Below are 23,343 nucleotides of genomic sequence, written 5' to 3' on the forward strand. Positions count from 1 at the left end.
CCTGAGACATGCAACCGCGCTTGCCGCAATCGCCTGTGCCGGAATGGCGCAGGCCCAGACCGAGCTGAGCCTGTGGTATCACGGCGCCGGCAGCGCCAATGCCGAAGAGGCGCTGGTCAACCAGGTTGTGGCGGATTTCAACGCCAGCCAGTCCGACTGGAAGGTGGTGCTCGAGACCTTCCCGCAGCTGGCCTACAATGACGCGGTCGGCGCCGCGGCGCTCGCGGACGAGCTGCCCGACATCCTCGACGTCGACGGGCCGGTGATGCCGAACTGGGCCTGGGCCGGCTACATGCAGCCGCTGGGCATCGACGAGGCCAAGCTGGAGGGCTTCCTGCCGGGCACAATCGGGCGCTGGAACGGCGAGATCTACTCGGTGGGTCTCTGGGATGCCGCGGTGGCGATGATGGCGCGTCGCTCGGTGCTGGAGGAAAACGGCATCCGCATCCCCACGCTGGAAGAGCCCTGGACGCGCGAGGAATTCGACGGCGTGCTGCAGACGCTGAAGGATACCGGCGAGTTCGACTATCCGCTGGATCTGGGCATGGCGTGGAAGGGCGAATGGTATCCCTACGCCTTCTCGCCCTTCCTGCAGAGCTTTGGCGGCGACATCGTGGATCGCGACGGCTACCAGACCGCCGAGGGCGTGCTGAACGGCGACGCGGCGATCGAGTTCGGCGAATGGTGGCAGGGCCTGTTCGAGAACGACATGGCGCCGGGCACCAGCCAGGATGCGGCCGACCGTGAAACCGGGTTCCTTGAAGGCAAGTACGCCCTGTCGTGGAACGGCAACTGGGCCGCGCTGCCGGTGGTCGAGAAATTCGGCGATGACGCGCTGTTCCTGCCGGCCCCCGATTTCGGCGAAGGCCCGGTGATCGGCGGCGCCTCGTGGCAATTCGGCATCGCCAAGACCTCGGAACATCCCGAGGGCGCCCGCGCCTTCATCGAGTTCGCGATTCAGCCAAAATACCTCTCGGCCTTCTCGGACGGGACCGGGCTGATCCCCTCGACCGCGGATGCCGCGGCGGACACGGCCAACTACAACGCGGGCGGCGCGCTGGAAGTGTTCTACGAGCTGTCGGAGAACCAGGCCAAGCTGCGCCCGGTGACCCCGGGCTACATCGTGCAGGCCAAGGTGTTCGAGAAGGCGCTGGCCGACATCGCCAACGGCGCCGACGTGATCGACACGCTGGACGCGGCGGTCGACGAGATCAACGAGGATATCGAGAACAACCAGGGCTACGGCCACTGATCCCGGGTTCCTGACCGTTCCCGGCGCGGCGGCCCGTCCGCCGCGCCCACCACTCCAGCATCGTAGGGGAGGGGACCATGGCGTCCAAACTGACCCGAGCGAACCGTGCCGGCTGGCTGATGGCGTTTCCGGGCGTGGCCCTGATGACCCTGTTCATCATCGTGCCCTTCTTCCTGGCCTTCGCCTATTCCCTGACCAACCAGCGGCTCGCCTCACCAAATGCCGCCGAATACGTGGGTTTCAAGAACTACTCCGACCTGCTCGGGGTCGCGGTCTTCACCTTGGAGCCCGAGCGCGACGACAGCGGCGCCGTGATCCGCGACGAGGATGGCGAGATCGAGTATCCCCGGCTGCGCGGCTTCACCCGCAACAACCCGGACTATCCCAATCTTGCCGGCAAGCGGGAATGGTTCTCCTGGCAATCGGGCGAGAACCGCACCGTCGTGCTGGCCTCGGACGTGGTCTTCATGAAGGCGCTGGTGAACACCTTCACCTTCGTGCTCTTCGTGGCGCCGATCCAGGCCGGGCTGGCGCTGTGCCTGGCGCTGCTCATCAACCAGAAACTGCGCGGGATCAATATCTTCCGGACGATCTACTTCATGCCTGTGGTGGTCTCGATCGTGGTCGTCTCGCTTCTGTGGCAGTTCATCTATTCGCCCGGCGAGGGGCTGTTGAACAATGTCTTGGGCTGGCTGACCTTCGGCGCCTTCGAGGGCATCGACTGGCTGGGGCGCACCGATACCGCGCTGCCCTCGATCATGGCGATGTCGATCTGGCAGGGGGTCGGGTTTCACATGGTGATCTGGCTGGCCGGGCTGCAGAACATCTCGCCCACGCTCTACGAGGCCGGCGAGATCGAGGGCGCCGGCAAGTGGCAGACCTTCCGCTACATCACGTGGCCGGGGCTGCGGAACACCGCGGTGCTGATCCTGATCGTCATCACCATGCAGGCCTTTGCGCTCTTTGCCCAGATCGACGTGATGACCCAGGGCGGGCCGCTGGACAGCACGCAGGTGCTGGTCTTCCAGGCCGTCGAACGCGGCTATGGCAAGCAGGACATCTCCGGCGGGTCGACCATCAGCGCGATCCTCTTCGTGATCGTGCTCACCATCTCGCTGATCCAGCGCTACCTGACGAGGGAGAGATAACATGGCCGCCGTCAAAGCCGACAATCACGGGATGCGCCTTGCATCGCGCTATGCCGTCCTGATCCTTGTCGCGATCATCTTCGTCTTCCCGCTGCTGTTCATGGTGATGTCCTCGCTGAAACCCTCGGCGCAGCTGCTGCTGGACACCAAGAGCCTGCGTGCCTTCCTGCCCGTGGGGGACCTGTCCTTCCAGAACTACACCGACGCCTTCGCCCGCGCGCCGATCGGGGTGTTCGTGTTCAACTCGGTGCTGGTCACCGGCATCACAGTGCTGCTCTGCCTCTTCGTCTGCTCGCTGGCGGCCTTTGCCTTCGTCTTCATCGACTGGGGCGGCAAGGCGGTGATCTTCTCGGTCCTGCTGGCGACGCTGATCATCCCCTACGAGACGATCTTCATCCCGCTGTTGCTGATGGTGTCGCAGCTGCCGTGGATCGGCGCGGACGGGTTCGAGCTGGGCTGGCTGAACACCTACCGGGTGCAGATCGCGCCCTTCATCGCGGATGCGCTGTCCATCTTCCTCTTCGTGCAGTTCTTCAAGGACCTGCCGAAGGAGCTGATCGAGGCCAGCCGGGTCGAGGGCGCCTCGTGGTGGTCGATCTACCGCCGGGTGGTCATGCCGCTCTCGGGCCCGGTCATCGCCACGGCCGCGATCCTCAAGTTCCTGTTCATGTACAACCAGTACCTCTGGCCGCTGATGGTGGTGCAGGAAGAGGCGATCCGCCCGGTCATGGTGGGGCTTGGCTACTTCACCGACCAGCTCAACGTGCCCTGGGGCGAGGTCATGGCCTACCTGACCATCATCACGGTCCCGGTCCTGGGCTTCTACCTCTCGCTGCAGCGTGTCTTCATTTCTTCGGTCGCCTCAACGGGCGTGAAAGGATAATCGCGATGGTCATCGCACTCGAAAACCACTGGATCTGGGACAGCTGGTACGCCCATGACGGGCAGCGCTGGCACGCCTGGTTCCTGCAGGCGCCCAAATCGCTTGGCGACCCGGAACTGCGCCACTTCAATGTCAGCCAGGGCCATGCCGTCTCGGACGACCTCGTCACCTGGGAGCATCTGGGCGTCGGGCTGGCACCGGCGGAGGGGCCGGCCTGGGACGACTACACCACCTGGACAGGCTCGGTGGTGCAGGATGATGACGGGCTGTGGCACCTGTTCTACACCGGCACCAGCCGCGCCGATGAGGGGATGGTGCAGCGCATCGGCCATGCGACCTCGACCGACATGCACAACTGGGATCGGGTCGGCGACGGCTTCTGCCTCGATATCGAGGGCCCCGCGGCCGAGGCCTATGAAAAGGACTTCATGACCGGTTTCTGGCACGACCGGGCGATGCGCGACCCCTGGGTGATGCGCGACCCCGAGGGTGACGGCTGGCTGATGTATTTCACCGCCCGCGCCTCGGGCATCGCCGAGGCCAATGCCGGGGGTGCTATCGGCTTTGCCACCTCGCCCGACCTGCAAACCTGGACGCTGCAGCCGCCGGTCTTCGTCGGTGGTTATGGCCAGCTGGAGGTGCCGCAGGTCTTCGAGGCCGGCGGGCGCTGGTACTGCCTGTTCTGCACGGCCGCGCAGCATTTCTCCAAGGCGCAGGCCGAGGGCACCGAGGGCGGGCCGGTCACCGGTTCGCATTACCTGGTCGGGGACAGCCCGCGCGGGCCATGGTCCATCGCGCCGGGCTTTCTGGATGGCGCGCTGCCCTGCCGCCGCTATGCCTCGCGCATCCTGTCCACCGATGACGGGCTGGTCATCATGGGCTTTGCCGATCACCCGGACGGCACCGGTTTCCAGGGCCTTGTCATGGACCCCGAACCGGTGATCGTCGACGCCGAAGGCCACCTGCACGTGGCCCCCACACGACAAGCAGCGGAGTGAGAGACGATGGCTGACGTAAAGCTGAAGGGCCTCAAGAAGAGCTATGGCGAGGTGCAGGTCATCAAGGGCGTCGACATCGACATCAAGAACGGCGAGTTCGTCGTCTTCGTCGGCCCCTCGGGCTGCGGCAAGTCCACGCTGCTGCGGATGATCGCGGGGCTCGAGGACATCACCGGCGGCACGCTGGAAATCGGCAGCAAGGTGGTGAACGAGGTGCCCGCCTCGGAGCGCGGCATCGCCATGGTGTTCCAGTCCTACGCGATCTTCCCGCACATGACGGTGCGCGAGAACATCGCCTTCGGGCTAACCATCGCCAAGACCCCCAAGGCCGAGAAGGAAGCTAAGGTAGCCGAGGCCGCGCGCATCCTGCAGATGGAGCACCTACTCGACCGCCGCCCCAGCCAGCTGTCGGGCGGGCAGCGCCAGCGTGTCGCCATCGGCCGCGCCATCACCCGCAACCCCGAGGTCTTCCTCTTCGACGAGCCGCTGTCCAACCTCGACGCCGCGCTGCGGCTGGATATGCGGATGGAGATCGGCAAGCTGCACAAGTCGCTGGATGCCACGATGATCTACGTCACCCATGACCAGGTCGAGGCGATGACCCTGGCCGACAAGATCGTCGTCCTCAAGGACGGCTACGTGCAGCAGATGGGCGCGCCCATGGATCTCTACCACCGCCCGGAAAACCTGTTTGTCGCGGGCTTCATCGGCGCGCCGTCGATGAACTTCCTAGACGTGGACATCGTGGCGCAGGATGCGAATTCGGCCAAGGTACGCTCGTCTGTCGTGGCCGAGTTCGCCGCCCCGGTCTGGCGTGAGGGCGTGGGTCAGACACCCCGCGCGACGCTGGGCCTCCGCCCGCAGGACCTGCGCCCCGTGACCGAGGGGGGGATCCTTCAGGGCACGGTGACGCTGGCCGAACGGCTGGGCACCGAGACGGTGGTCGATATCCGCCTGTCCGACGGGCAGCGCGTGCTGGCCTCGCTGGGCGAGGACCGGGTGTTCGAACCTGGTGAGACCATCCACCTCGATTTCGACCATGACAGGGCGCATCTCTTTGCGCCCGCCAGCGACCAGGAAAAAGAGGCGGCCCAGACGGCGGCATGACGGACAAACCATTGATGATCCTGGATCAGCACTTCCGCCAGCTGGAAGAGCTGTTCCGCCCCGAAACCTTCGACGCGCTGTCCGACATTTGCCGGATCGAAGGTGGCCGCAACTGGCCGATGGACCCCGCGCGCGTCGATGACCTGATCGAGGAGGCGGCCTTTCATGTGGCTGCCTTCCCCAGGCTTTCGGCCGCGCAGATCGGCCGGGCCGGGAATCTGCGCGCGGTGATGGAGGTCGCCGGCGCGATCAACGAGGGCCTCGCCTATGATGCCTGTTTCGACAAGGGCATCGAGGTGCTGTCCTGCGCCCCTGGCTTCCGCCAGTCGGTGGCCGAGATGACGCTGGCCATGGCACTGGCCGGCGGCCGCGGGCTGGTGCGCGAGCACGAGGCCTTCCGCACAGGGTCCGAGCATTGGCTGGACGACCGCCCAGAGACCGACTTCACGCTGTTCGGTGCGACGGTCGGCTATATCGGCTTCGGCCAGATCGCGCGGGAATGCACCCGCCTGATGGCGCCTTTCGCGCCGGAAGTGCTGGCCTTCGATCCGTTCCTGAAAGATGCCGGGCCGGGGGTCGCGCTTTGCGATCTCGAAACACTGGTCAGGCGTTCCCGCGTCGTCGTGATGGCCGCGGTGCCCTCGGAAGAGACCCGCAACTTGTTGAATGCCGAGCTGATCGCGCAACTGCCGAAGGGCGCGCTGGTCGTCGTCATCAGCCGCGCCTGGTGCGTGGATTTCCCGGCGCTGGTCGCCGCCGCCGAGGCCGGCCACATCACGCTGGCCACCGATGTCTTCCCGACCGAGCCGCTGCGTCTCGACGACCCCCTGCGCCGCGCGCCGAATGTCATCCTGTCACCGCACCGCGCCGCCGCCGTGCCCGGCGGGCGGCAGTTGATCGGCGACATGATCCTGCATGACGTGCAGGCCATCCTTGACGGGCGCCCTGATAGGCAGATGAAACCGGCGAACCGGGACCAGGTGGCCAGCCTCGTCGCTGCGCAGAAGGGCATCCAGTCATGACCGCATTCCGCTGGGGCATCCTTGCCACCGGGAACATCGCGGGGTCGATGGCCGCCGCGCTGCGCCATGTGCCGGAGGCCGAACTGCTCGCCGTCGCTTCGCGCAGCCAGGCCTCGGCAGACCGGTTCGCCAGCACATGGGAGGTGCCGCGCGCCTACCCCTCTCACGCGGCGCTTTTGGCCGACCCCGATATCGACATCGTCTATGTCGCCACGCCCAATGCGGCGCACAAGCAGAACATCCTCGACGCGCTGGCGGCGGGCAAGCATGTTCTCTGCGAAAAGCCCCTGACAACCTCGGCCGCCGACACGCAGGACTGTATCGAGGCGGCCCGCGCCGCAGGCCTCTTCCTGATGGAGGCGATGTGGACCGCCTTCTTCCCGGCGATGCGGCGGGCGCAGGCGCTGATCGGCGAAGGCGCCATCGGCACGCCCCGTCACCTGTCGGCGCAATTTGTCAGCGCGCGCGACCCGCAGCACTTTCCCAACTTGTTCGACCCGGCGCTTGGCGGCGGCGCGACGCTGGATCTTGGCGTCTACCCCTTCACCGTCGCGCAGCTTCTGGCCGGGCCGATCGCCAGCAGCCGGGCCGAGATCGTCACGGGCCCGACGGGCGTCGATGAAATGGTCGTGGTCGCCGCGCGGCACGAGGGCGATGCCGTCTCGCAGCTCTCCTTCGGGTTTCGGGCGGAAATGCCCGTCTCGGTTCTGGTCACGGGCGATGCGGGCACGCTGGCCATCCCGCAGGATTTCCACTGCCCGGACCGGCTGGTCCTGACCGGGGGCGGGTCGCCGGAAGAGATCCATCTGCCTTACATCGGCAACGGCTACGCCCACGAAGCGATGCATGTGCAGGACTGCCTGCGTGCCGGCCGGACGCAAAGCGACATCGTCCCGCAGGCGATGAGCCTGTCCTCGGCGCGCTTGCTGGAGGCCTTGGTCCCCTGAGATGGGCCCTGCGGACCGGCGCGCCGGTCCGAAGCGATCCGGTTTCTGTCCGGGGCAAAACCGCCTAGGCTCGGTCGGCAGTCAGGATCGGGCAGGGGCACGGATGCATGGCGGGATTGCTCGAACTCTTCGAGACATATGATGCGGCGATCTCGCTGGCATTGCTGGTTGCGCTGTTCGGGATCTTCCTTCTGGAACGCTACCCGCCCGAGGTGCCCGCCGCGGGCCTCGCCGCGATCTTCGTCGCGCTGGAGTTCGTCAGCACCGAGGAGCTGCTGTCGGTCTTCTCCAACCCGGCGCCGCTGACGATCGGGGCGATGTTCGTGCTGTCGGGGGCGCTGGTGCGAACCGGCGTGCTCGAGGCGCTCTCGGACCGGGTGGTGGCGCATGCCAAGGAACGACCGGTCCTCGCCCTGGGCCTGGTGCTCTGCGCGACGCTCGTTGCCTCGGGCTTCGTCAACAACACGGCCGTCGTGCTGGTGCTGATCCCGGTTATCCTGCGGCTGGCCTCGGCCATGGGCACCGCGCCGACCCGCCTGCTGATGCCGCTCTCCTATGTCGCGATCCTGGGCGGGTCCTGCACGCTGATCGGCACCTCGACCAACCTGCTGGTGGACGGCGTGGCGCGGGAACAGGGGCTCGCGCCGTTCAGCATCTTCGAGATCACGCCGGTCGGGCTGATGGTGGCGGTGGCGGGCGGTGCCACGCTGGCGCTTCTAGGCCGATGGTTTTTGCCCGCGCGCGGGGCACAGGCGCCCGAGGGCATGACCGGCACGATGGCCTTCCTGTCCGAGGCCGAGATCACCGGGGACACGCATGTCGGCAAGACGCTGGAGGAGGCCGCCTCGTTCGGGCGCAGCCAGGTCAGCGTGATCGCGGTGCGGCGCGGCAACAAGACCCTGCGCGGCCCCTTGGCCGAGCTGGAGCTGGAAGAGGGCGATCGGGTCATCTTCAGCGCGCCGACCTCCGAGCTTCTGACCATGCACGAGGATGACGGTCTCCGGGTGGGCCTCGGCGGTCGGCAGCTGCCCAAGGAGGATCTTGTCACGGTCGAGGTCGTGGTCTCGCCGCGGAAGTCCAATATCGGGCGGCCGCTCAGCCGCATGGGGTTGGGGCGCCGCTACGGCGTGCGGGTGCTGGGCGCGCGTCGCCACGGCCAGGGCCTGGGCAGCGAGCTGGGCGCGCTCCGCCTGCGCCCGGCCGACAAGCTGCTGCTCGAGGGGCCGGGCAACGCCTTCCAGGCGCTCGAGGACGAGGCGCAGCTCGTCTCTGTCAGCCGCCCCACGGGCCGCGCCTACCGGCGCCGGCGCGCACCCTTGGCGCTGGCCGCGCTGGCCGGTGTGGTGGGGCTTGCAGCGCTCGGGATCTCCGAGATCGCCACGCTCTCCATCCTCGCCGTGGCGGCGATCCTCGTCTCGCGCTGCATCGATTCCGACGAGGCCTGGAGCCTTGTCGACGGCTCGATCCTCGTGCTGATCTTCGCGATGCTCGTCGTTGGCTTGGGATTGCAGAACACTGGCGCCGTCGCGATTCTGGTGGACGCGGTGGCGCCCACTATCGCGGGGTTTCCGCCGTTCCTTGCCCTGTTGACGGTCTACCTGCTGGCCTCGGTCCTGACCGAGACGGTCACCAACAATGCCGTGGCGATCATCTACACGCCGATCGCCATCGGGCTTGCCGACAGCACCGGGATGGATCCCCGGGCGCTGACCATGGCAGTGATGTTCGGCGCCTCGGCCAGCTTCGCGACCCCGATCGGCTACCAGACGAACACGTTGATCTATGGCGCCGGCAATTACCGTTTCGCCGATTTCCTGCGGATCGGGGTGCCGATGAACCTTGTCTGCGGGCTCGTGGCCTGCGCCGGGATCTGGTGGCTTTATGGCTGACACGGCCCTCGCCCCTTTGGTGCGAAGGTGCATATGGTCCGGGAAAAGGCGAGATGCCCGACAGCACGCGATCAGGCGCGGGCCCGAACGGGGACCGCGCGTTCACGAGGAGGAGACAGCATGACGACCCCGAAAGACGCCACGGCGGCAAGGCAGGCCCCCCGGAGCTACAGGATCGCCTCGATTCCGGCCGACGGCATCGGCCCAGAGGTGATCGCCGCAGGATTGCAGGCGCTCGAGGTGCTGGCCCGCCGCGATGGCGGCTTCACCTTCGAGGTCGCCGAATTCGACTGGGGCTCGGAGCGCTACAAGTCGACCGGCGCGCTGATGCCCGAGGACGGGCGCGAGCAGATCAAGGATTTTGACGCGATCTTCTTCGGAGCGGTGGGCGCGCCGGATGTGCCCGACCACGTGACACTCTGGGGCCTGCGCCTGCCGATCTGCCAGGGCTTCGACCAGTATGCCAATGTGCGCCCGACCAAGATCCTGCCGGGCATCACCTCGCCGCTGGCCGGTGTCGGGCCGGGTGACCTCGACTGGGTCATCGTGCGCGAGAACTCCGAGGGGGAGTATTCCGGCAATGGCGGGCGCGCCCACCAGGGCATGCCCGAGGAAGTGGGCACCGAGGTGTCGATCTTCACCCGCACCGGCGTCACGCGCATCATGCGCTATGCGTTCGAGCTGGCCCGCTCGCGGCCTCGGAAACTCCTGACGGTGGTCACGAAATCCAACGCCCAGCGGTTCGGCATGGTGATGTGGGACGAGATCGCCGCCGAGGTGGCCAAGGACTTTCCCGACGTGACCTGGGACAAGATGCTGGTCGACGCGATGACCGTGCGCATGGTCAAGGACCCCAAGAGTCTCGACACCATCGTCGCGACCAACCTTCACGCCGACATCCTGTCCGACCTCGCCGGTGCGCTGGCGGGCAGCCTTGGCGTGGCCCCCACCGGCAATATCGACCCCGAGCGACGGTATCCTTCGATGTTCGAGCCGATCCATGGCTCGGCCTTCGACATCACCGGCAAGGGCATCGCGAACCCGGTCGCCACCTTCTGGACGGCCAGCCAGATGTTGGACCATCTCGGCGAACCTGCCGCCGCCACCCGCTTGATGCGCGCTGTGGAAAAGGTTTGCGCCGACGGCATCCTGACACCCGATGTGGACGGCACCGCCACCACACAGGAGGTCACCGACGCCGTCTGCGAAGCCATCCGCAGCGAGAATATCTAAGGAGCCGGGCCAGCCCGCCGGCACCTATTGCGTCGCGGGCGGCGCGGGATAGGGGCGTTGCCAGAACGGGTCGTGAAAGGGCCCCTCGGGCGGAGATTTCGCCGCTGCCACGGCCTTGTCGGCATGGCCCGTGGCAAAGCCCTGCAACAGGCTGCGCGTCAGGGCCGCGTCCAGCTCGGCCCGGGTCGCGGGGTGGGCGTCGATCACGTTCTCCTGTTCACCGGGATCGGCCTCGAGGTCGAACAGCGCCTGCGTGCCGTTGCCGTAGCGCACCAGTTTCCAGCGCGGCGTGCGCAGCATGAAGCCGCCGGATGTGGCGCCCGCAATGGCGCGGTCGCTGTCAGGCTCGGATAGGCGGAGCCCCTGGGCCTGCGGCGCCGGCGCGGCCCCGGCCCAGTGCAGGAAGCTCGGAAACAGGTCCAGCAGCGAGGCCGGCGCGGTCTCGACCCGCGCCGCCGGCGCGCGGAAATCGGCCACGATCAGCGGCACCCGGATCGAGGGTTCGTGGAAGAACCCCTTACCCATCAGCCCGAAATCGCCAAGGTAATCGCCGTGGTCCGAGGCAAAGACGATGATCGTGTTCTCCAGCCGACCGGTCTGACGCAGGGTCTCCACCAGCAGGGCCACGTCCTCGTCCAGCCGCTCGACCGAAACGGCATAGTGATGCCGGATGGCCCGGACCTGCGCCGCGCTCAGCCGGGAATAGTCGAGCCCGGCCCAGTCGCGCTTGTAGGCTGCCACATGCGCGTCCATGTGGGTCTCGCTCTCGGCTGTGCGGGGCAGCGGATCGGGCAGGGCGGACGGGTCGACGCGGTCCAGCGCCTCGGCCGGCGGATCATAGGGGCAATGCGGCCCGGGAAAGCCCACCATCATGGCGAAGGGCTGGTCGCCCCGCAGGCTGCGCAGGTGATCGGCGGCGCGCTGCGCCACCCAGCGGTCGGGCTGCAGGTGATCGGGCAGCGGGTTGATGCAGGCGCCCTTGGTCTCGTGGTAGCCCGCCATTTCCTTGCCGTGCAGCTTGGTAAAGCCCTCGGCCGCCAGCGCGTGGTGATAGTCGTCGCGCACGTGGATGTGGCGCTTGTCCTCGGCGATGACGCGATGCTGGAACCCTTCGGAGCGGTCCCACGGATAGAAATGCATCTTGCCGATCGCCGAGGTCCGGTAGCCCTCGGTGGCCAGGATCTCGGGCCAGGTGCGAAGGCCCATCTTGTGCCGGTCGGGGCGCAGCCAGCACAGGTTGTGCATGATGCCGGTGGCATGGGCGTGCTGGCCGGTCAGCATCGACGCCCGGGCCGGCACGCAGATCGGCGATGGCGAGATCGCGGTCTGCCAGCGCGTGCCCTGTGCGGCCAACGCGTCGATGGCCGGGGTCCTGAGGAACTCCGCCCCGTAACAGCCAAGGAAATCCGGTCGCAGCTGGTCGGGCAGAAGGAAGAGGATATTGGGTCGAGCACTCATGTCATGTCCTTGAATCTGTTGTCGGACGCGGTGTGAAGCTGAAGGAGCCCCGCGCCCACGATCAGGGCGATGCCGCAGGCCGCCAGCGGATCGGGCAGGTAGCCCCAAAGCGCGGCATCGAAGGCCAGCGACCAGAGCACGCTGGAATAGCGCAGGGGCGCGATGCGGCTGAGCTCGGTCCAGCGCAGCGCGACGATGATCAGTACATTGGCGCCGACGAGCCCCAGCGCGGCCAGCCCGATCAGCAGCGTATCGGACGCGGTTGGCCACACCCATCGTCCGCCCGCGGGCAAAAGGGCCGATACCGCGCCGACCAGCACCATCGACACCAGCGCGATGCGGAACGTGTCGGTCCGGCGCGGCAATTGCCGGGTGGTCACGTCGCGCAGCGCATAAGCCAGAGTCGAGACCAGCGCGAGGGCGATGCCCAGCGGCGAGAAGGTCAGCCCCGGCTGCAGGACCAGCAGCGTGCCTGCGCAGGCCAGCGCCAGCGCCGCCCAGTTGCCCGGGCGCAGACGCTCCTTCAGTACCACGCCCGACAGGATCACCGACAGGACCGGCAGGGTGGCGTGGATGCTGGCCAGAAGCGACAGGGGCAGCTCGAAGATCGCCAGCGAGAAGGTCAGCGCGGCCACCGCGTCCAGCCCGGCCCGGACAAGTCCCCGTGGCCCGACCAGCCGCGCCGGACCCTTGCGCCGGACCACAACAAAAGCCGCGATCAGCAGCACGGCCGGCACCGCGCGCAGCGCGATGGCCTGACCCGGCGGCATCGGCCCGATCGCCTTGATCGCCACGCCCGAGGCCACGCCGCTGAACAGCGCCACCAGCGCAAGCGACTGGCCGTCATCGAGGCTCAGCCGGGGCAAGGGGCCGTGACCTCCACCAGGTTGCCGGCGGGATCCTCGAAGAAGGTCCAGAGCACGCCGGACTGGCCGCGCCGGGGCGGGTAAAGCGGTGCGATGCCCTGCGCTGCGAGGTGGTCCAGCACCGCTTCGAGGTCAGGGCAGTGCAGGCCGAAATGACCCGGCGCGGGGTCTGTCCGGTCTGCGAGCAGTTCGACGAAGACGGTGCCGCGCCACATCTGCTGCAGGGCAATGCGCCCCGCGTCATCGGTGCGTCGGAACCCCGGACGAAAGCCGAAGGCGGCGTAGAACGCCATGCTCCGCCCGGGGTCGGGGGCGGCAAGGGCGACATGGTTGAGGGTCAGCGCGGGTGCTTCGGTCACGCCGCCACCCGCTCGGGCCAGGGGCTGCGGGCCGCGCGGGTCAGCCCGGCCAGCGTCGCCGCGTCCGCATCCACGCTCTCGAAGGGCGTGCCGAAATGCGTCAGCGCGGCGGCGTAACGATCGGCCAGGACGCCGCTGGCCATTAGCAGCACGTCCCGGGGTTGGTCCTGCGCGGCCCATTCCGCGCCGATCAGCACGCCCGACAGGAACGAGGCCACCTCGGCCGGCGCCATGTTGCCGGTCAGGGTGCTGGCCCGCGCGGCGAAGACCGCGTGCGAGAGGGGCAGCGCGGCCCCCCGGTCCAGCCCGCGGCGAAAGGCACCGTCCCGCAGGTCCGTGCCCTCGGAAAGGGCGCCCACCAGCGAGTGTTGCAGCAGCAACTGGTACATCTCGCCGGTCACGAAGGTGCGGAAACCGGTCAGGACGCCGTCACGCAGCTCGGCCCATTTGCAATGGGTGCCGGGGATGCAGATCTGGGCGGTCCCGCGCCCGGTCAGCTCGGCCGCGCCGAAGATCTGCACCTCCTCGCCGCGCATCACGTCATGACCGCCGCTGTCGTCGGCCACCGTGGCGCCGGGGAGAATCACGATGGTCCGACCATCCGCCTCGAACCGCGTGGCCTGTGCCGTCAGTTGCCCGAACCGCGCGGGGCAGGGGGCATAGGCCGCCTCGACCCAGCCGCCGCGCGCGCCCACCATGCCTTGCATGAGCACGGGGGCCTCCGGCGCGGCGGCGCACCAGTCGCCGCAATGGCGGTCGAGAACCTCAGAAAATGCCCTGTTCTCAATGGATTTCAACCCGTCCGGCCCGGTGCGCGTGGCCAGCACGGCGCCGCCGTGATCCAGCGCCCAGGCCCGGAAGGCGGTGCTTCCCCAATCAACCGCGATGAAGGCGATGCGTGACATGTGCCGGCTCCTGTCCTGTGAAAACGCGTTGACAGGCTACGGCGCCTGATCTTATGTTTCAACTATGAAACGTTAGTTGCACATAATGGGACAAACGATGAATAGACCCCTGAAGGGCATCCTGCCGATCGTTCCGACGCCGTTCGGCGCCGACGGCCAAGCCGACGAGCCGTCGCTGAAACGGGTCACCGTCCACGCGATCGAGGCCGGGGCCGCGGCGCTGGTCTATCCCGGCGTGGCAAGCGAAGACCTGTTCCTGAGCGCCGACGAGCGGCGCAGCTGCCTGGGCCTGGTGACGCGACTGGCCGCCGGCCGGGTGCCGGTCATCGCGGGGGTGAATTCTGCCGACCCCGCCGAGATGGTCGAGATCACGCGCATGGCGGTCGAGCATGGCGCCGACGGCATCATGGCGATGGCCGTGCCCGCGATGGCGGATCAGGCCGGCACGTGGTTCGCCCGCATCGCCGAGGCGCTGGGGCCGGACCGTCCGATCATCCTGCAGAACCTGTTCAAGCCGCGCGGCGCAGACCTGAGCGCCGAGGAGATGCTGAAGCTGGCCGCCGAGGTGCCCGCGATCCGCTATGTCAAGGAAGAGGGCATCCCCTCGGGGCCCAAGGTCTCAAGGCTGGTGGCCGGCTGCGGCCCGGATCTGGATGGTGTGATCGGTGGCGGCGGGGCGCGCTACCTGCTGGAAGAGCTGGACCGCGGCGCGATCGCGACCATGCCCGCCATCGAGCTGCTGGAGCTGCACGTGGCGCTCTATCGCGCCTATGTCGCGCATGACCGCAAGGAAGCGCTGCGCCTCTACGAACGCTCGCTGCCGCTGCTGCTGATCCAGGCGCCCTACCGGATGCGGCTGACCAAGCTGATCCTGAAGAGCCGCGGCCTGATCGAGTGCGACGACGTGCGCGAGCCGCTGCCCGAGATGGATGCCGAGCTGAAGGAGCTGGCTCTGGAGCTCTACGAGCGCACGGTGCAGGTGCCGGAGATGGCCGATGCATGAGCGCATCGCACGGATCGAGGTCTTTGCCTTCGAGCGCAGCCGGGGCGAGAGCTATCTCGGCAATCTCGGCGCCGGTGAATTCGCGCTTGGCAGCCATCACATCGTGCGGAAATTCAACGGTACGGTCTATCCGCGCATGGACCGCTCGGTCGTGCTGCGGCTGACCGACAGCAGCGGTGCCACCGGCTGGGGCGAGACCTATGGCCTTGTGGCGCCGGGGATCGTCGCCGCGCTGATCGAGGATCTGCTGGGCCCCTACCTGATGATGCTCGACCCGGCGCGCCCCGACGCGGTCTGGGACAAGCTGTACGAGTTGCAGCGCGTCCGCGGCTATTGGGGCGGCTACCTGGCCGACACGCTGGCCGCGCTGGATATCGCGCTTTGGGATCTTCATGCGCGCAGCCGTGGCGAAAGCCTGCAGGCGACGCTGGGCACGCCCGGGGCGGGGCAGGTGCCTGCCTATGTCTCGGGCCTGCCGGAGCCGACCAAACAGGCGCGGCTGGAACTCGCCCAAGGCTGGCAGGCCAAGGGTTTCGACATGGTCAAGATCCCGGTCAGCCACAGCGACGGCGGCGACGTGCGCGGCGAGTTCGAGAGCCTGCGCGGCGGCCTTGGCGAGGTACAGAAGATCGCCGTCGACGTGCACTGGACGCGCACGGCAGAGGCAGCCATCGCACTGGGGCAGGAGATCGCGCCCTTTGATCCGTGGTTCATCGAGGCCCCGGTCGCGGCCGAGGACATCGCCGCCCAGATCGAGGTCGGCCAGGGCATCGCCTGCTCGCTGGCGCTGGGAGAGGAATGGCGCACGACATGGGATTACCTGCCCCGTCGCGCGGCCGCGCGGATCGTGCAGCCCGAGATGGGCCATACCGGCATCACCCAATTCATGCGCATCGCCGGGCTGGCGCGCGAGGCCGGCGCCGCGATCATGCCGCATGCGACCATCGGGATGGGCATCTTCGCCAATGCCAGCTTCCGCGCCGCGCTGGCCGCCGGCGCCGAGGCACATGAGTTCCAGCACACGATCTACCCCGCCAATGCCACGCTGCTGGAGGGGGCGGCGCGCTGCGAGGACGGTCATTTCCACGTGCCCGAGACCCCGGGCCACGGCGTCGCACCCAATGCGGACGGCATGGCCCATCTGACACCATTGCTGACGCTTCAAGTCTCAAGAGGAGGAGACCCCATGAAAACCCTGAGGAATACCGCAATCGGCGCCATGCTGGCCGCCAGCACCCTGCTGACCGCCCTGCCGGCCGCCGCCGAGGAGCTGACCTTCGTCAGCTGGATGAAGGACGAGCCGGGCTATGGCGATTGGTGGAACGAGATCATCGCCGAGTTCGAGGACACCCATCCCGGCGTGACCATCAACATGTCCCGCGTGGCGCGGGCCGAATATGCCGACACGATGTTCACCATGTTCGCCGGCGGCAACCCGCCCGACATCGTGCACCTGGCCGCGTTCGAGTTCCAGCCCTTCGCCAACGAAGGCTGGATGGAGCCGCTGGACCCGTGGATCGAGCAGTCCGGCCTGGATCTCGAGGGCTGGGCCGGCCAGTCCACCTGCGAATGGAACGGCGACACCGTCTGCATCATGCTGCTCTATACCGGTTTCGTGCTGGCGCATAACGAACGGATCTTCCAGGAGGCCGGCGTCGAGATCCCGACCGACTGGGACAGCTACCTCGAAGCGGCGCGCGCGCTGAAGAAGGACACCGACGGCGACGGCATCATCGACCAGTACGGCATCGCGCTGCCCTTCGACGACGCGGCCAGCGTCATGCAGGAAGCGCTGAACTTCGTGCTGGATGCCGGCGGCAGCTGGACCGTGGATGGCGAGCCCGCCTTCGACCGGCCCGAGGTGATCGAGGGGCTGGCCCGCTACAAGCAGCTCTTCACCGAAGGCCTGACCCCGAAAGAGCTGAGCTCGGCCGATGTGCGCCAGCTGCTGCTGGAAGGCCGGCTGGCCATGACCGTCGATGGCGGCTGGATCAACAACACCTTCCGCAGCGCCGCGCCGGAAGTGCAGAAGAACCTCGCGATCACCAACTCGCCCTTCTCGCCGCCGCTGGGCGGCACCTCGAACGTGCTGGGCATGTCGGCCGAGATGTCGGACGAGAAGAAGGAACTGGTCTGGGATTTCATCGCGCTGACCGCCTCGCCCAAGTACCAGCAGCGCTTCGCGTCGTGGTCCAAGACCCCGGCGCCGCGTCCGGGCGTGGACTATACCCAGCTGAAGGCCGACAACCCGTCCTTCGAAGTGCTGGCGCAGGCGGCCGAGGATGCCGCGGCGGCCAATGTCGACCGCCTGCCCAAGGGGCTCGAGCTGGAGAACAACGAGGTCGTCAAGATCTTCTACAAGGTTGCCCAGCAGATGATCCTGCAGGATCTTGACCCGGCAGAGGCCGCCGCGCGCCTGCAGGAGCAGGTCACGCGCATCAAGGACTGACCTGACCGCCAACCGGTGCGGGCCCCCGCGCGGGGCCCGGCCAGATCCGGCCGCATCCGGCCAGACAAGGGCAAATGGACACATGACCGACACCACCACCCCCCATCGCGGCAGATCGTCGGGCGGGCTGTTCGCGACCATCGATTTCAGCGCCCCGCGACACCGTGCCAAGTTCGGCTACCTGCTGCTGGCGCCCGCGGTGCTGCTGATGGCCGTGATCATCGTCTACCCGATCCTGCTCTCCGTCAGCATCTCGATGCAGGACGTGCGCATCGCGCGGATCGGCGACGGGGCCGAGCCCTGGACGCTGGAGAACTACCAATGGCTCTTCGGCTCGGGCGAGACATGGCACGCGCTCTGGGTCACCTTCAAGCTTGTGGCCGTGGTGGGCGGCCTGTCGGTCATCATCGGCTTTGCCACCGCGATGCTGGTGAACCAGAAATTCCGCGGCCGGGCCGCCGCGCGGCTCTTCGTGGCGCTGCCCTGGGCGGTGCCCGAGGTGGTTGCCACGGTGATCTGGGCCTGGATGCTCGACAGCTCCTTCGGGCTGGTCAACTGGCTGCTGATGAGATCGGGCATGGTGAGCGAGCCCATCGCCTTCGGTTCCGACCCCAATGCCGCCTTCGCCGCGGTCTGTTTCGTGATGATCTGGAAGGGCTACCCGCTGATGTCGATCATGCTGCTGGCCGGCCTGCAATCCATCCCCGAGGAACAGTACCAGGCCGCCAAGGTGGACGGCGCCGGGGTCTGGCAGCGCTTCTGGTACATCACCCTGCCCAACATGCTGCCCGTGGTCGGCGTGACGCTGGTGATGACCACGCTCTGGGTGTTCCGCGACTTCGCCATCATCCACGTGCTGACGCAGGGCGGGCCGCTGGGCGCGACGACGACCCTGTCGATCCTGACCTACGAGCAGAGCTTCGAGTTCTTCCGCATGGGGCAGGGGGCCGCGGTGGGCGTTCTGACCATGGTGCTCTGCGCGGTCATCAGCCGGGCGCTGGTCGGGCGCATGGCGAAATCGGTGCACTGAGGGGACAACGATGCAAAAAAGACACCCGCTGGGCACTTTCGCGCTCTATGCCACGGTCATCGTGACCTGCGCGCTGCTGCTCTTCCCGATCTACTGGATGGTGGTGACGGCGCTGCAGCCCTCGTCCAACCTGCGCGCCTATCCGCCGCAGTTCTGGCCCACCGATCCGCAGTGGAACGTCTTTGCCGACCTGCTGGCGAAACACCCGTTCATGCTGTGGTTCTCGAACACGATCCTGATCGCCTTTGCCACGATGACGATCTCGCTGGCGGTCTCGATCCTTGCCGCCTATGCGCTGTCGCGCTTCCGGCTGCGCGGCGGGCAGGGCCTGGGGCTGTTCATCCTGACCTCCAAGATGCTGCCGGCCACGCTGCTGATCATCCCGCTGTTTGCGATCTTCCGCTCCACCGGTCTGGTGGGCTCGCTCTGGTCGGTGGTGATCGCGCAGGCGACGCTGATCGTGCCCTTCTGCACCTGGATGCTGAAAGGGTATTTCGACACCATGCCGCCCGAGCTGGAACAGGCCGCGCTGGTGGATGGCTGCTCGCCGTTGGGCACGATCTGGCGCATCGTGCTGCCGGTGGCGGCGCCGGGGCTGGCGGCGACGGCGCTCTATGCCTTCGTGGTCAGCTGGTCGGATTTCCTGTTCGGGCGCACCTTCCTGACCACGACGGATGAAAGCTGGACGCTGCAGATGGGCATCGCCTCGCTCAAGGGCGAGTTCGTGACCGAGTGGAACGTCATCATGGCGGGCTCCATCATGGCCTCCATCCCGATCATCATCGTCTACCTCTTCCTTGAACGTTTCCTCGTCGGTGGCCTGGCTGCCGGGTCCGAGAAGTAACGGAGCAGATACATGGCAACCGTCCAATTCGATCAGATCAAGAAAAGCTATGGCGCGGTCGAGGCGATCCGTGACTTCAACCTGGACATCGCCGATGGCGAGTTCTGCGTCTTCGTCGGCCCCTCGGGCTGTGGCAAGTCCACCGCGCTGAAGATGCTGGCCGGGCTCGAGGCCACCACCGGCGGCACCATCAGCATCGGCGGGCGCGACGTGACCGAGCTGGGCCCCGGCAAGCGCGACATCGCGATGGTCTTCCAGAACTACGCGCTCTACCCGCACATGTCGGTGCGCAAGAATATCGGCTTCGGCCTGAAGATGCAGGGCATGGCCGCGCGCGACATCAACACCCGCGTCGAAGAGGCGGCGCGCGTGCTGGAACTGACCCCATACCTCGACCGCAAGCCGCGCGCCCTGTCGGGCGGCCAGCGCCAGCGCGTGGCGCTTGGCCGGGCCATCGTGCGCGAGCCCAAGGCCTTCCTGATGGACGAGCCGCTGTCCAATCTCGATGCCAAGCTGCGCGTGCAGACCCGCTCCGAGATCGTCAAGCTGCAGAAGCGGCTGGGGGTGACCACGATCTATGTCACCCACGACCAGACCGAGGCGCTGACCATGGCCGACAAGATCGTCGTCATGAAGGGCGGCGAGATCCAGCAGGTGGGCAGCGCCGAGGACCTGTTCCACACGCCGAACAACATCTTCGTCGCCGGCTTCATCGGCTCGCCCGGCATGAACTTCTTCCACGGCACGGTGGCGACCGGCGCCGACGGTCCGGTCACCCGGTTCGGCGAGACCAAGATCGCGCTGCCGGCGAAATGCGCCGCCATGGCGGGGCGCGACATGATCTTCGGCATCCGCCCCGAGCATCTGCGTGTGGCCGAGAGCGGACCGTCGGTCGGCCTGACCCTGGTCGAGAACCTTGGGACCGAGAAGATCCTGCATTTCCACACGCCCGGTCAGAACATGCTGGAACTGGACCGCACCGCGCTGGCCAATGACGAGGAGCGTGATGCCCAGTCCATGCTGATCCGCGTGATCGACGACCGGCGCTACCGGGATGGCGAGACGCTCAACCTTTCTTTCCCGGTCGACAAGATTCATGTATTCGACCCCGATACCAACGAGGTCGCGGGCTGAGCATTGGACAGGTTCGAGAAAATCGCTGAACGCTTCCCGGGCGCGGGGACGCTGGTCAAGGGCCTGCAGATCCTCGAGATCCTCGACGAGATCGGGCGCCCGGCCACCTCGACCGAGCTTCTGTCCGCGACCGGTCTGCCCAAGGCGACCTTCTACCGCCTGCTGGGCGCGCTGACCGAGTTCGGCTACGTGCGTCACGACCCGCGGCTCAAGACCTATGCGCTGGGGCACCGGCTGATCGAACTGGCCAGCAAGTCGATGGCCAGTTTCGACCTGCGCAGCGCTGCCGAAAGCGAGGTCCTGCGCCTGTCGGGCGAGCTGAACGAGACCGTCAGCCTCGCGGTGCTGGAAGGCGACCGGATCATCTATGTCGACGTGCGCCGCCCCTCGAACCCGCTGGCCATCGGGGTCGAGATCGGCCGCGAACTGCCCGCGCTGGCCAGCGCCTCGGGCCATGCGATCCTGTCGGCCATGCCGCCCCACCGGGTCAACGGCATGATCGGGGGGCTGTCGGCGGATGAGCAATCCTCGCTTCTGGCGGATTTCGCCATCAGCCGGGCGCGGGGCTATTCGCTGGCCCATTCGCGCAGCCTCGACGGGGTCGTGGTCATCGCGGTGCCGGTCAACGGGCCGCCCGGCATGGGGCACGGGGCGATCGTCGTCACCGCCCTGGCCAGCCGCCTGCCTTACGAACGCCGCCACGTGATCGGACGCGACCTGATGGAAGCGGCGCGCCGGGTCATGGGCAATATCGGGAGCGCCCCCGTGAGCATCACGCCCAACCCGCGCCGTACGGCGCATGTCGAGGAGGGGCTGGAATGCCTCTCGGCCGCCGGGGCCATCGTCGGCGAAGGCCCGGTCTGGGACGCCCGCGAGGGGCTGTTGCACTGGGTCGATGTCGCCGCACCGGCCTTCCACTGCTACGACCCGAAGCGCGGCGAGGATCAGATGATCCAGGCGCCTTACCTGGTCAGCGCCGTCCTGCCCGCCGCTGGCAATGCCATGGTGGCCGTCACACAGAACGGGCTGGAGCGCTATGACCCGGTGACTGGCAAGCTGCAGACCATCTTCGACCCCGAGGCGCATATGCCCTCGAACCGGTTCAACGATGCCAAGACCGACCCTGCGGGCCGCGTCTGGACCGGGTCGATGAGCCTCGATGCCTCGATGCCCTCGGGCTCGCTCTACCGGTTCGACAGCGTGACCGACGCCAAGGCGGTGGATGGCGGGTTCCAGGTCTCGAACGGGCTGGACTGGAGCCCGGACGGGCGCGTCTTCTACTTCACCGACACCGCGCTCGGCATCGTCTTTGCCTATGATTTCGACGGCGCAACCGGCGCCTTGTCGAACCGGCGCAGCTTTCTGACCTTCGACCCCGCCGATGGCAAGCCCGACGGGCTCTGCGTCGACAGCGAGGGCAATCTCTGGGTGGCGATCTGGGACGGCTGGCGCGTGGCCTGCTACGCGCCGGACGGTTCCCTGAAGCGCGAGATCGACCTGCCCGTGCCGCGGCCCACCAGCTGCTGTTTCGGCGGGGCGGACCTGAAGCGGCTTTTCATCACCTCCGCCTCGATCCGCCTGCCGGCCAGCGTGCTGGAGGAAGCACCGCTGTCGGGCGCGCTCTTCGCCATTGACGTGGATGTGGCCGGCCAGCCCGTGCGCGAGGTCGCGTTATGAGCCCCGCTTTCGATTTCAGCAACCGGCACGTGATGGTCACGGGGGCCGCTTCGGGCATCGGGCGCGCCACCGCGTTGGGCTTCGCGGCCGCCGGCGCCCGTGTCAGCGCCGTGGACCTGAACGCCGAGGGCCTGGCCGGGACGGCGGCCGCCTCCGACCGGATCGAGACGCAGGTCTGCGATCTGGCCGACAGCGAGGCGATCCGCGCCATGGCCGGGGCCGCCATCGAGGCGCAAGGGCCGGTCACCGTTCTGGTCAACAACGCGGGCGTAGACCGGCGCATCCCCTTCGATGACCAGACCGAGGCGCAGTGGCGCTGGATGCTGTCGGTCAATCTCGACCACCACGCGATCCTGTCGGGCCTCGTCGCCCCGGGCATGGCCGCGGCCGGGGGCGGGGCCATCGTGAACCTCTCCTCCACCGCATGGATGAAGCTGGCGGGAAACCTGACCGCCTATCACACCGCCAAGGCGGGGATCGTCGGCCTGACGCGCGGACTGGCGCGGGATCTCGGCCCGAGAGGCATCCGCGCCAACGCGATCGCGCCGGGCCGCGTTGTCACCGACCGGGTGGCCGGACAGGTGAGCGAGGACTGGGTGGCCGAATCCCACGCCCTGCAATGCATCCCCGACCTGATCCGCCCGTCGGACATCGCCGATTGCGCCATGTGGCTGGCCTCGGACGCCGCCCGCATGGTGACCGGCCAATGCATCGTGGTCGATGGCGGCGTCGTCTGAGCCCCGGAATAACGCGAACCCGTCCCGGTCCTGATCGCGGGCTGCTGCCACGTGGTATTGTTTTCCTTGGGCGCAAAGCCTCTGCGTCAAAACGAGGCGTGTCGCAATGGCACGTCCGTTGGGCTTGCCTGAACTCGGCCAACGCCTCGCTTCGGGGCTCGGTCGGAAAAGCCGCCGGCTGAAACATCATCTCGGCGAACGTTTCTCGGGACGGGACCCGTCGCCCGCGGGACGGCAACGACGTGTCTCTGTGTAGGTGGTTCTGAGATCCGCAAGAGCTTGCCGGTTCGCCGGGGCAAAATGCCTGAGTGCAGGATGGGGAATTTTGCTTGCGTGTTCCATGGGGAATCGGCAAGGTTTCATCATGCGAACAAAAGTACGAATGAGCGGGATCAAGGGCAG

The 23,343-nt window shown here is 67.5% G+C and carries 20 protein-coding genes; 16 read left to right on the top strand and 4 right to left on the bottom strand.

Features of this window, described 5'->3' with window-relative positions; all coding sequences use genetic code 11:
- Positions 1-43 precede the first annotated feature (43 nt).
- The 9 genes from AVJ23_RS10400 to AVJ23_RS10440 all read left to right on the top strand — a co-directional run bounded on the left by AVJ23_RS10400 (position 44) and on the right by AVJ23_RS10440 (position 10,479).
- Positions 44-1,252 carry a sugar ABC transporter substrate-binding protein gene (locus tag AVJ23_RS10400; RefSeq protein ID WP_058862124.1) on the top strand — a complete coding sequence of 403 codons (1,209 nt, stop codon included), beginning with the start codon at positions 44-46 and terminating at the stop codon, positions 1,250-1,252.
- A gap of 77 nt (positions 1,253-1,329) precedes the next feature.
- Entirely contained in the window at positions 1,330-2,400 is a 1,071-nt protein-coding gene (locus AVJ23_RS10405; RefSeq protein ID WP_058862125.1) for a carbohydrate ABC transporter permease, read from the top strand.
- Position 2,401: 1 nt separating this feature from the next.
- Positions 2,402-3,283 carry a carbohydrate ABC transporter permease gene (locus AVJ23_RS10410; RefSeq protein ID WP_058862126.1) on the top strand — a complete coding sequence of 294 codons (882 nt, stop codon included), beginning with the start codon at positions 2,402-2,404 and terminating at the stop codon, positions 3,281-3,283.
- A gap of 5 nt (positions 3,284-3,288) precedes the next feature.
- Complete coding sequence (locus AVJ23_RS10415; protein WP_058862127.1) at positions 3,289-4,281, top strand: glycoside hydrolase family protein; 993 nt, start codon at positions 3,289-3,291, stop codon at positions 4,279-4,281.
- 6 nt (positions 4,282-4,287) lie between these two features.
- On the top strand, positions 4,288-5,388 hold the full coding sequence (locus AVJ23_RS10420; protein WP_058862128.1) for an ABC transporter ATP-binding protein: 1,101 nt from the start codon (positions 4,288-4,290) through the stop codon (positions 5,386-5,388).
- 14 nt (positions 5,389-5,402) lie between these two features.
- Complete coding sequence (locus tag AVJ23_RS10425; RefSeq protein WP_205626850.1) at positions 5,403-6,410, top strand: NAD(P)-dependent oxidoreductase; 1,008 nt, start codon at positions 5,403-5,405, stop codon at positions 6,408-6,410.
- Positions 6,407-7,357 carry a Gfo/Idh/MocA family protein gene (locus tag AVJ23_RS10430; protein ID WP_058862130.1) on the top strand — a complete coding sequence of 317 codons (951 nt, stop codon included), beginning with the start codon at positions 6,407-6,409 and terminating at the stop codon, positions 7,355-7,357. Before AVJ23_RS10425 ends, AVJ23_RS10430 begins: the two co-directional genes overlap by 4 nt.
- Before the next feature lie 107 nt (positions 7,358-7,464).
- Positions 7,465-9,246 (top strand): SLC13 family permease, encoded by a 1,782-nt coding sequence (locus AVJ23_RS10435; protein WP_058862131.1) that lies wholly within the window; start codon positions 7,465-7,467, stop codon positions 9,244-9,246.
- Between the two features lie 120 nt (positions 9,247-9,366).
- Positions 9,367-10,479, top strand: coding sequence for a tartrate dehydrogenase (locus AVJ23_RS10440; protein ID WP_058862132.1), 1,113 nt, complete (start codon positions 9,367-9,369; stop codon positions 10,477-10,479).
- A 24-nt stretch (positions 10,480-10,503) separates the two neighbouring features.
- Here the strand turns inward: AVJ23_RS10440 and AVJ23_RS10445 are convergent, their stop codons facing one another.
- Genes AVJ23_RS10445 through AVJ23_RS10460 form a run of 4 tightly spaced genes read right to left on the bottom strand, consistent with a single transcriptional unit; the run spans position 10,504 to position 14,067 of the window.
- Positions 10,504-11,937, bottom strand: coding sequence for a sulfatase family protein (locus tag AVJ23_RS10445; RefSeq protein ID WP_084794460.1), 1,434 nt, complete (start codon positions 11,935-11,937; stop codon positions 10,504-10,506).
- Complete coding sequence (locus AVJ23_RS10450; protein ID WP_058862134.1) at positions 11,934-12,803, bottom strand: DMT family transporter; 870 nt, start codon at positions 12,801-12,803, stop codon at positions 11,934-11,936. The genes AVJ23_RS10445 and AVJ23_RS10450 overlap by 4 nt, the downstream gene beginning before the upstream one ends.
- Entirely contained in the window at positions 12,791-13,162 is a 372-nt protein-coding gene (locus AVJ23_RS10455) for a VOC family protein (RefSeq protein ID WP_058862135.1), read from the bottom strand. Before AVJ23_RS10455 ends, AVJ23_RS10450 begins: the two co-directional genes overlap by 13 nt.
- Positions 13,159-14,067 (bottom strand): 2-dehydro-3-deoxygalactonokinase, encoded by a 909-nt coding sequence (locus AVJ23_RS10460; RefSeq protein ID WP_058862136.1) that lies wholly within the window; start codon positions 14,065-14,067, stop codon positions 13,159-13,161. Before AVJ23_RS10460 ends, AVJ23_RS10455 begins: the two co-directional genes overlap by 4 nt.
- A 97-nt stretch (positions 14,068-14,164) precedes the next feature.
- On the opposite strand from AVJ23_RS10460, the gene AVJ23_RS10465 reads away from it, so the two are divergent.
- The 7 genes from AVJ23_RS10465 (at position 14,165) to AVJ23_RS10495 (ending at position 22,941) form a co-directional block, all read left to right on the top strand.
- Positions 14,165-15,070 (top strand): dihydrodipicolinate synthase family protein, encoded by a 906-nt coding sequence (locus tag AVJ23_RS10465; protein ID WP_157772658.1) that lies wholly within the window; start codon positions 14,165-14,167, stop codon positions 15,068-15,070.
- Positions 15,063-17,519, top strand: a complete 2,457-nt coding sequence (locus AVJ23_RS23175) for an extracellular solute-binding protein (RefSeq protein ID WP_205626851.1) — start codon at positions 15,063-15,065, stop codon at positions 17,517-17,519. Before AVJ23_RS10465 ends, AVJ23_RS23175 begins: the two co-directional genes overlap by 8 nt.
- Positions 17,520-17,601: 82 nt before the next feature.
- Positions 17,602-18,549: a carbohydrate ABC transporter permease gene (locus AVJ23_RS10475; RefSeq protein ID WP_058862138.1), complete on the top strand. Its 948-nt coding sequence runs from the start codon at positions 17,602-17,604 to the stop codon at positions 18,547-18,549.
- Positions 18,550-18,559: 10 nt separating this feature from the next.
- Positions 18,560-19,393, top strand: coding sequence for a carbohydrate ABC transporter permease (locus AVJ23_RS10480; RefSeq protein WP_058862139.1), 834 nt, complete (start codon positions 18,560-18,562; stop codon positions 19,391-19,393).
- A 12-nt stretch (positions 19,394-19,405) separates the two neighbouring features.
- The gene (locus tag AVJ23_RS10485) at positions 19,406-20,527 is read left to right on the top strand and encodes an ABC transporter ATP-binding protein (protein ID WP_058862140.1); all 1,122 of its coding nucleotides are present in this window, start codon (positions 19,406-19,408) and stop codon (positions 20,525-20,527) included.
- A gap of 3 nt (positions 20,528-20,530) precedes the next feature.
- Positions 20,531-22,204 carry an SMP-30/gluconolactonase/LRE family protein gene (locus AVJ23_RS10490; RefSeq protein WP_058862141.1) on the top strand — a complete coding sequence of 558 codons (1,674 nt, stop codon included), beginning with the start codon at positions 20,531-20,533 and terminating at the stop codon, positions 22,202-22,204.
- Complete coding sequence (locus AVJ23_RS10495) at positions 22,201-22,941, top strand: SDR family NAD(P)-dependent oxidoreductase (RefSeq protein ID WP_058862142.1); 741 nt, start codon at positions 22,201-22,203, stop codon at positions 22,939-22,941. Before AVJ23_RS10490 ends, AVJ23_RS10495 begins: the two co-directional genes overlap by 4 nt.
- Positions 22,942-23,343: the final 402 nt, after the last annotated feature.

The sequence above is a fragment of the Pseudoponticoccus marisrubri genome (genome assembly GCF_001482405.1).
Lineage (GTDB): Bacteria > Pseudomonadota > Alphaproteobacteria > Rhodobacterales > Rhodobacteraceae > Pseudoponticoccus > Pseudoponticoccus marisrubri.

What these genes read in the sequence shown, in the direction of transcription:
- AVJ23_RS10400 (WP_058862124.1), top strand. Translation starts at nt 44, where the DNA reads ATGGCGCAGGCCCAGACCGAGCTGAGCCTGTGGTATCACGGCGCCGGC.
- AVJ23_RS10405 (WP_058862125.1), top strand. Translation starts at nt 1,330, where the DNA reads ATGGCGTCCAAACTGACCCGAGCGAACCGTGCCGGCTGGCTGATGGCG.
- AVJ23_RS10410 (WP_058862126.1), top strand. Translation starts at nt 2,402, where the DNA reads ATGGCCGCCGTCAAAGCCGACAATCACGGGATGCGCCTTGCATCGCGC.
- AVJ23_RS10415 (WP_058862127.1), top strand. Translation starts at nt 3,289, where the DNA reads ATGGTCATCGCACTCGAAAACCACTGGATCTGGGACAGCTGGTACGCC.
- AVJ23_RS10420 (WP_058862128.1), top strand. Translation starts at nt 4,288, where the DNA reads ATGGCTGACGTAAAGCTGAAGGGCCTCAAGAAGAGCTATGGCGAGGTG.
- AVJ23_RS10425 (WP_205626850.1), top strand. Translation starts at nt 5,403, where the DNA reads ATGATCCTGGATCAGCACTTCCGCCAGCTGGAAGAGCTGTTCCGCCCC.
- AVJ23_RS10430 (WP_058862130.1), top strand. Translation starts at nt 6,407, where the DNA reads ATGACCGCATTCCGCTGGGGCATCCTTGCCACCGGGAACATCGCGGGG.
- AVJ23_RS10435 (WP_058862131.1), top strand. Translation starts at nt 7,465, where the DNA reads ATGGCGGGATTGCTCGAACTCTTCGAGACATATGATGCGGCGATCTCG.
- AVJ23_RS10440 (WP_058862132.1), top strand. Translation starts at nt 9,367, where the DNA reads ATGACGACCCCGAAAGACGCCACGGCGGCAAGGCAGGCCCCCCGGAGC.
- AVJ23_RS10445 (WP_084794460.1), bottom strand. Translation starts at nt 11,937, where the DNA reads ATGAGTGCTCGACCCAATATCCTCTTCCTTCTGCCCGACCAGCTGCGA.
- AVJ23_RS10460 (WP_058862136.1), bottom strand. Translation starts at nt 14,067, where the DNA reads ATGTCACGCATCGCCTTCATCGCGGTTGATTGGGGAAGCACCGCCTTC.
- AVJ23_RS10465 (WP_157772658.1), top strand. Translation starts at nt 14,165, where the DNA reads ATGAATAGACCCCTGAAGGGCATCCTGCCGATCGTTCCGACGCCGTTC.
- AVJ23_RS23175 (WP_205626851.1), top strand. Translation starts at nt 15,063, where the DNA reads ATGCATGAGCGCATCGCACGGATCGAGGTCTTTGCCTTCGAGCGCAGC.
- AVJ23_RS10475 (WP_058862138.1), top strand. Translation starts at nt 17,602, where the DNA reads ATGACCGACACCACCACCCCCCATCGCGGCAGATCGTCGGGCGGGCTG.
- AVJ23_RS10480 (WP_058862139.1), top strand. Translation starts at nt 18,560, where the DNA reads ATGCAAAAAAGACACCCGCTGGGCACTTTCGCGCTCTATGCCACGGTC.
- AVJ23_RS10485 (WP_058862140.1), top strand. Translation starts at nt 19,406, where the DNA reads ATGGCAACCGTCCAATTCGATCAGATCAAGAAAAGCTATGGCGCGGTC.
- AVJ23_RS10495 (WP_058862142.1), top strand. Translation starts at nt 22,201, where the DNA reads ATGAGCCCCGCTTTCGATTTCAGCAACCGGCACGTGATGGTCACGGGG.